The organism is Microcystis sp. M049S2 (assembly GCF_020245625.1).
GTDB lineage: Bacteria > Cyanobacteriota > Cyanobacteriia > Cyanobacteriales > Microcystaceae > Microcystis > Microcystis ichthyoblabe_A.
This window is the reverse complement of sequence record NZ_JADBUN010000016.1, coordinates 1-7,730: the sequence shown is the minus strand read 5'-3', so window position 1 is coordinate 7,730 and position 7,730 is coordinate 1. Positions and strand designations below refer to the sequence as shown.

General features: G+C 44.4%; 7 protein-coding genes and 1 pseudogene. 5 read left to right on the top strand and 3 right to left on the bottom strand.

Annotated elements, in window-relative coordinates:
- Positions 1–231: 231 nt before the first annotated feature.
- The 3 genes from ureA to IM496_RS01470 all read left to right on the top strand — a co-directional run bounded on the left by ureA (position 232) and on the right by IM496_RS01470 (position 1,849).
- Positions 232–534, top strand: a complete 303-nt coding sequence (gene ureA, locus IM496_RS01480) for an urease subunit gamma (protein ID WP_002738360.1) — start codon at positions 232–234, stop codon at positions 532–534.
- A gap of 19 nt (positions 535–553) precedes the next feature.
- Positions 554–880: an urease subunit beta gene (gene ureB, locus IM496_RS01475; RefSeq protein ID WP_045356217.1), complete on the top strand. Its 327-nt coding sequence runs from the start codon at positions 554–556 to the stop codon at positions 878–880.
- A gap of 81 nt (positions 881–961) precedes the next feature.
- Positions 962–1,849: an S-methyl-5'-thioadenosine phosphorylase gene (locus tag IM496_RS01470; protein ID WP_194018356.1), complete on the top strand. Its 888-nt coding sequence runs from the start codon at positions 962–964 to the stop codon at positions 1,847–1,849.
- A 234-nt stretch (positions 1,850–2,083) separates the two neighbouring features.
- On the opposite strand, the gene IM496_RS01465 is transcribed toward IM496_RS01470, so the two are convergent.
- On the bottom strand, positions 2,084–3,040 hold the full coding sequence (locus tag IM496_RS01465) for an RNA polymerase sigma factor, RpoD/SigA family (protein WP_194018436.1): 957 nt from the start codon (positions 3,038–3,040) through the stop codon (positions 2,084–2,086).
- Positions 3,041–3,767: 727 nt separating this feature from the next.
- Between IM496_RS01465 and map the strand changes: the two genes are divergently transcribed.
- Positions 3,768–4,532, top strand: coding sequence for a type I methionyl aminopeptidase (gene map, locus IM496_RS01460; protein ID WP_104395755.1), 765 nt, complete (start codon positions 3,768–3,770; stop codon positions 4,530–4,532).
- A gap of 143 nt (positions 4,533–4,675) precedes the next feature.
- A complete protein-coding gene (locus IM496_RS01455; RefSeq protein WP_194018397.1) occupies positions 4,676–5,857 on the top strand; it encodes an aldo/keto reductase in 1,182 nt (393 codons plus the stop codon).
- Positions 5,858–6,077: 220 nt separating this feature from the next.
- On the opposite strand, the gene cobO is transcribed toward IM496_RS01455, so the two are convergent.
- Positions 6,078–6,683: a cob(I)yrinic acid a,c-diamide adenosyltransferase gene (cobO, locus tag IM496_RS01450; protein WP_194017748.1), complete on the bottom strand. Its 606-nt coding sequence runs from the start codon at positions 6,681–6,683 to the stop codon at positions 6,078–6,080.
- A gap of 109 nt (positions 6,684–6,792) precedes the next feature.
- Positions 6,793–7,730, bottom strand: a pseudogene (locus IM496_RS01445) (RNA-guided endonuclease InsQ/TnpB family protein); the annotation flags it as partial.

Genomic DNA, 7,730 nt, shown 5'->3' with positions numbered 1-7,730 from the left:
TGAGGTAGTCAGTTACCTAATTTTCAGGGAAAAAGTACCTGAATTTTACCCCCGATCCCTCCAATGGTCGGCACTTTTTGAGGTCAAAAAAGTCTAAAAGCCTTATCCAACAAGGTTTTTAGATTTATTCAGCAAGCCCTAAGTAAATAAAATTTCACAACTCGATCGCTACAACTATCCCGCCAACAACTACAATAACCCTAGGCATCTGTGTGAAAAAAAGGCCCATCTATGCAACTTTCGCCCCAAGAAAAAGATAAATTACTCATTTTCACGGCGGCACTGCTCGCCGAAAGACGCAAAAATCGCGGTATCAAGTTAAATTATCCCGAAGCGATCGCCTATATTAGCGCTGCCATCCTCGAAGGTGCGAGGGAAGGTCGTAGCGTCGCTGAATTGATGAGTTACGGCACCACTTTATTAACTCGTGAGGAGGTAATGGAAGGCATCCCGGAAATGATTACGGAAGTGCAGATCGAAGCGACTTTTCCCGATGGTACTAAATTAGTTACCGTTCACAATCCCATTCATTAACAGGAGATTTTTAGCAGTTATGATTCCGGGAGAAATTATCACACCATCCGGGGCGATCGAGATTAATGTCGGTCGCGACACCCTGCGTATTTCTGTGGCTAATACAGGCGATCGACCGATTCAAGTGGGTTCCCACTATCATTTTTATGAAGTTAACGAGGCCCTGGAGTTTCAGCGCGAATTAACCAAAGGAACCCATCTGAATATTCCTGCGGGTACATCAGTTCGATTTGAACCGGGAGACACGAAAGAGGTGGAGTTAGTTGCCATTGCGGGAACTGAAGAAATTTATGGCTTTAATGGTTTAATTAATGGTTCTCTCAAAGGCAAGAAAAAGAAAAAGTAAGGCTTGATGGAAAAATTATCACAGTTCGATCGCTCAATTGTGGTAACATCAAGGCAACGATAACTAATTCTTTCCAAGACTATGACGACGGTAAAAATTGGCATCATTGGCGGCAGTGGTTTGTATAAAATGGATGCCCTCAAGGATGTGCGGGAAGTATCCCTCGATACTCCTTTTGGTTCTCCTTCCGATGCTTTAATTCTCGGTACTTTAGAGGGAACAGAAGTCGCATTTTTAGCGCGTCATGGCAGAAATCACCATTTTTTACCGACCGAATTACCCTTTCGAGCTAATATTCACGCTCTCAAACAATTAGGGGTTGAATATATTATTTCCGCTTCGGCCGTTGGTTCCCTAAAAGCGGAAGTTAAACCCCTAGATTTAGTCATTCCCGATCAATTTATTGACAGAACTAAAGAGAGAATAGCGACTTTTTTTGGGGAAGGAATTGTTGCCCACGTCGCCTTTGGTGATCCCATTTGTCCCCAATTAGCCAGCATTTTAGGGGATGCCGTCGCCAGTTTAAACCTACCGGAAGTTACCCTGCATCGGGGCGGTACATACCTCTGTATGGAGGGGCCGGCTTTTTCTACTAAAGCGGAATCAAATCTCTATAGAAGTTGGGGCGCAACCGTGATCGGTATGACCAATTTAACCGAGGCAAAATTAGCCCGAGAAGCGGAAATTGCCTACGCTACCTTAGCCCTAGTTACCGATTACGATTGTTGGCATCCCGATCACGATCATGTCACGGTAGAAATGGTGATCGAAAATCTCCACCATAACGCTATTAATGCCCAAAAAGTCATCCAAGAAACGGTGCGCCGTCTAGCAGCTAATCCTCCCGTTTCCGCCGCTCATTCTGCCCTTAAATACGCTATTCTTACCCGTCTAGATTCTGTTCCCGTCGCCACTAAAGAAAAATTAGCTCTCCTGTTGCAAAAATATCTTGAAGAAGTAGAGAAATAAGAGCCGAGAAAAGTGGCCGATAAATCTAGAAATGGGCTATTTTTCTCGCTGTTATTCAGACGCTCAATTTGACCCTTAACGAAGGCAGGGGGCGGTCGGCAGGGGGCAGGAGGCAGTATTCAGGAGTCAGGAGATAGGAGATTATTTTATTTATTCTCCCCACACCCCACACCCTACACCCCACACCCCACACCCCACACCCTGCCTCCACCAACAAACTTTTTGCCGCAAACCCTAACTAGCTAGATATTCTCTGATGTTAGCCCTGCGTTTTCTTAATTTAGCGATCGCTTCTCGTTCGATCTGACGGACGCGTTCACGACTGATATTGAGTCGAACGCCAATTTTTGCTAGGGTGAGGGGCTGCCCATTATCTAAACCAAAACGCAGACAAATCACTTCTTTTTGTTGAGGGGTGAGGTCTGCCATCAGTTTTTCCAAATCCACCTGCAGGGAAGAATAGGCAGTGTAATCTTCCGGGGAAAGTCCCGTATCTTCCAATAGTTCCCCTAATTCCGTGTCTTGATTGTCCCCCACCTTTAAGTCAAGGGAAAGGGGTTGACGGGACCTTTCCAAGTAGTCTCGCACCTGTTTAGGAGTTAAGTCTAATTCCTCGGCTAATTCGGCAATGGTGGCAGCGCGACCCTTATCTTGAGCTAGTTGACGCTGGGCTTTTTTGATTTTATTCAGTTTTTCGGTGATGTGGATGGGCAGACGGATGGTACGACTTTTTTCTGCGATCGCCCTGGTGATGGCTTGGCGAATCCACCAATAGGCATAGGTGGAAAAGCGATAGCCTTTAGTGGGATCGAATTTTTCCACACCTCTTTGCATCCCAATGGTTCCCTCTTGGATGAGATCTAATAGATCTAGATTGCGTTTTAGGTATTTTTTAGCGACGGAAACCACTAGACGCAGGTTCGCTTCTACCATCTTGCGTTTGGCGAAATCCCCCGCCCCCAATTCTCGACGTAGTTGTTCTTCACTAATTTCCGCCGCTTCTGACCACAGGCGATCGCTGGGGTCGCTGCCGAGTTTAGCTTTTAGGGATTCTTTGATTTTTTCCAGAAAAATTAATCTTTGTACCTGTTTCGCGTAGAGAATTTCTTCTTCATGGCTGAGAAGGGGAACTCGGCCAATTTCTCTGAGATAGGCGCGAACTGGATCGGTAAGGTTTTTCGAGGTTTTCATGAGTGCGCGTCGATGGAGGGTTGATATTCAGGGATTGATGGCTTTTTTCAGATCGCTTCCCCAGGGGCAGTTAAGGAGATGCTATCAGAGTTTTTTCTCGTTTTGTAAAGAGATAAGTGAGTGGTTACTCAAGGATAGAGAGAAATCTAATTGACGATTTAATTGCCTCTATAGTCCTTTTTTTGGCTAGATATAGATTTTATGGGCATAAATGGCAAGTAGTGAGAAGCTTGGTTATTTAACTAATATTACAACAATTATTAAATATTGTAAAGTTTATGAGAAAAAAAATCACCCCTCTCAGGAAAGCACCAATGAAGGGGAGGTTTGAGTATCTCTACTCATAGATTACCCAAAGGTTTCCGATCAGGATGCAATCTAGATCACAAAATGAGCAATTTTCTCATTTAGCGATCGCCCTGCGATCAGCAACGGAAGTGGGAGGTGGGGAGAAGGGAGAGGGGGAGAACAAATAGGGTTTGCGGCAAAAAGTTTGTTGGTGGGGTTAGTAGTCAGGAATCAGTCCTGATGAAAAAATTTTCACCCCCACAGATGAAAGAGGTTTCCTTCCCTACACCCTCTTTCAAGTCAGGAGGCACAAGACAGAAGGCAGCTTTTTTCTCCCCATCTCCCCGCTCCCATAACCCAACCCCCGAAACCCTAAGGCTGCCCGATTTTGCTAGGATAAGAAATGTAACAAGAATCTTTCTCAACAGTCGGATAATTCATGGGCAACGATACCATCACCTTACTCTCCCCACGGGAAATTGACAAAATGCGACGGGCCGGACGATTAGCGGCTAAACTGTTAGATCATCTGGCAGAAATGGTTAAACCGGGGGTAAGTACCCTAGAAATCAATGATGAGGCAGAACGTTGGACTCGCGCCCATGGAGCCAAAAGTGCGCCCCTAGGATACCATGGCTTTCCTAAGTCTATCTGTACTAGCATTAACGAGGTTATCTGTCACGGCATCCCCAGCGCTGATCAAATCCTCAAAGACGGCGATATTATTAACATCGATGTCACCCCGATTTTAGAAGGTTATCACGGCGATACTTCGCAGACTTTCTTTGTCGGTACTCCCTCCCCCCTGGCCAAAAAGTTAGTGGAAGTCACCAGAGAATGTCTGCAAAGAGGCATAGATGCAGTGCAGCCGGGGGGTAAAATCGGCGATATTGGCGCAGCTATCCAAGAATATGCCGAAGGACAAGGATTCTCGGTGGTTAGAGATTTTGTCGGTCATGGTATCAGTAATGTCTTTCACACAGGTCCACAGGTTCCCCACTACGGCATTCGCGGCAAGGGCAAAAAAATTCGCCCCGGCATGGTATTCACCATTGAACCAATGATTAATGAGGGAACCTGGCAACATATTGTCTTAAAAGACGGTTGGACTGCTATTACTAAAGATGGTAAACTTTCAGCCCAATTTGAACACACCATCGCCGTCACCGAAACTGGTGTCGAAATTCTCACTGTACCCGATTAAATTTAGGGAACAGGGGATAGGGAATGGGAGAATGGGGAAATAGGGAAGTTTCAACTAATACCCCATCACCCCCCGCAACGCGCACGAAGTGGTCACCCATCTCCCCACTGATAACTGATAACTGATAACTGATAACTGAATATATGCAGTATCGTCGTTTCGGTCGCACTAATCTACAAATGCCGGTGTTTTCCTGTGGGGGAATGCGCTATCAATTTCAGTGGCAGGATCTGCCAATGTCGCAAATTCCCGACGAGAATCAAGGCAATTTAGAGGCAATCATCAATAAATCTCTGGAAGTGGGGATTAATCACATCGAAACCGCTAGGGGTTACGGCACTTCCGAGATGCAATTGGGCAAAATTTTGCCGCAACTACCGAGGGATGAGATTATCGTGCAGACGAAAGTTTCTCCCAGTCAAGATGTGCGGGAATTTCGCCGTAAATTTGAGCAATCCCTGCAATTTTTACGGTTAGATTATGTGGATTTGTTGGGTATCCATGGCATCAACACGGCTGAAATTCTCGATGATACTATGGCCGAGGGCGGTTGTTGGCAAGAGGCGAAAAAATTACAGCAACAGGGAAAAGTTCGTTTTATCGGTTTCTCCACCCATGCACCAACTGATGTAATTGTCAAGACTATTGCAACAAATTGTTACGATTACCTCAATCTGCACTGGTACTATATTTTTCAGAATAACTGGCTGGCCATAGAAGCGGCAAAACAGCACGATATGGGCGTTTTTATCATTAGTCCCTCCGATAAGGGTGGCCATCTCTACAATCCTCCCCCTAAGCTCGTCGCTCTCTGTTCTCCTCTCAGTCCGATGGTTTTTAATGACCTATTCTGTCTCAGTCATCCGGCCGTTCATACCCTGAGCATCGGTGCAGCGCAACCCACAGATTTTGATGAACACCTGAAAACCTTACCCTTACTCGATCGAGCCGAGGAGATTTTACCGGCAATTATCGAGAGATTGCAAGGGGAGATGATCAACTGTTTAGGCAATAATTGGGCAAAAACTTGGTCTGTGGGTTTACCTACCTGGGAAAATACCCCGAATCACATCAATATTCCTTCTATCCTCTGGTTACGCAATCTCGCTATCGCCTACGATATGATCGACTTTGCCAAGGCCAGATACAATCTCTTGGGAAATGGGGGTCATTGGTTCCCCGGTCAACAGGCAAAAGAGGTGGAAAAACTCGATTTAACTGCCTGTTTAGCCGCTAGTCCCCACGCTGATAAAATTCCTTATCTTCTCGCCGAAACTCATCGATTATTGTCAGGAGAGACGGTACAACGCTTAAGCAGTAGTTAATTAGGGCTTGCTGAATAAATCTAAAAACCTTGTTGGATAAGGCTTTTAGACTTTTTTTCCCTCAAAAAGTGCCGACCATTGGAGGGATCGGGGGTAAAATTCAGATACTTTTTCCCTGAAAATTAGGTAACTGACTACCTCAAAATCGGTAAAACCCTACACCCCACACCCCACACCCCACACCCTGCCCCCACGAAAAACTTTTTGCCGCAAACCCTAATTAAAATTCGATGCCGGGTTGCGCTTTCACTCCCTGTTGACGAAAGGGATGTTTAATTAACTTCATTTCCGTGACTAAATCCGCTATATCGATTAATTCGGGTAAAGCTCCTCTACCAGTGAGAATAACGTGAGAATTAGCGGGTTTTCGGGCTAAACCAGCGATAACTTCCTGAATATCCAGATAACCGAATTTAAGGGCGATATTGATCTCATCGAGTAAAATTAATTGATATTGGGGATTTTCGAGAAAAGTTAGGGCTTTTTGCCATGCTTCTTGGGCTTTCTCTATATCTCTTTCTCTATCTTGGGTTTCCCAGGTGAAACCTTCCCCCATAGCATAAAACTCGATTTGTTCCCCCCAAACACTAAAAATCTTTTGTTCGGCAGGTTCCCAAGCACCTTTGATAAATTGTACCACCGCCACTTTGTAACCATGACCGAGGGAACGTAAAACCATACCGAGGGCTGCCGTGGTTTTTCCCTTGCCATCGCCAGTATTAACGATAATTAAACCTTTTTCAGCGATTTTTTCCGCTAAACGTTCCTCTTGGATTGCCTTGCGGCGCTGCATTTTTTCTTTGTATTGTTCGGGAGTGAGTTGCATTCAAGTCTGTCCAGTCAAATCAAGATAATTGTAACTCAAGGGGTTATCGATCGCTGTTTGCAAATTTTAACCGGCTAAATTGTCTGGGGGTTGATGCCTAATTCTCGTAATTTTGCCGCTTTTTCCCGCCAATATTTCCACAACAGGAACATCGCTGAGACGTTGACTCCCATCGAGAAATTATCAGAAAATCACGCCCATATTTATCAGATTTTGCCGATAGCATATCTCGAAAAGAACGCCATCCTAAGTCTGATATGGCACGGGATAACTTGCGATTTTTAACCATTCCTGATGTGTTTAAATCCTCTAAAACTATCGTTTGTTTTTCACGAACAACTCTAGGGGATAGTTTATGCAAGAAATCAGTCCGAGTGTCTTTAATCTTTGCGTGGATTTTAGCTACTCGTTTTCTCGCTTTTTCCCGTCGGTTACTTCCTTTTTGTTTTCTAGAAAAGTTTCTCTGTGCCTTTCTTAGTCGTTTCAATCGTTTCTTTAACGGTTTTGGTGCTTCTATCTTTTCCCCTGTTGAAAGAGTCGCAAAGGTAGCAATCCCTGGATCGATCCCTACAGTTTGCTCGTTATTTGGTAAAGTTTCGGGACGAATCTCAACGAAACTAAGAAAGTATCGATCCGCTGCATCTTTAATCACGGTAACGCTAGAAGGTTTGGAGGGTAATGGACGACTCCAAACTATTTTTAAATCACCGATTTTCGCTAAAGTAACGTGGTATTGATGAACGGTAAAACTATTATTAGTAAATCTTGCTGATTGTTTAGATTTACGTTTTTTAAACTTAGGAGGTTTTACTTTCTTTCCCTTCTTTTCTACCTTATAAGATGCAAAAAAGCTAGAGTAAGCAGTCTCTAAGTCTCTCAAAGACTGTTGTAAAAGAATAGAAGAAACTTCAGTCAACCACTGTTTTTTTTCTGTTTTTTTTATCTGAGTTAGTCTTCTAGACAACTCTGTATATTTCGGCTTTTTCTCTCCTTGTCGATACAGTTCTTGACAGTAAGCTAAAGTATCGTTCCAGACAACACGCACAC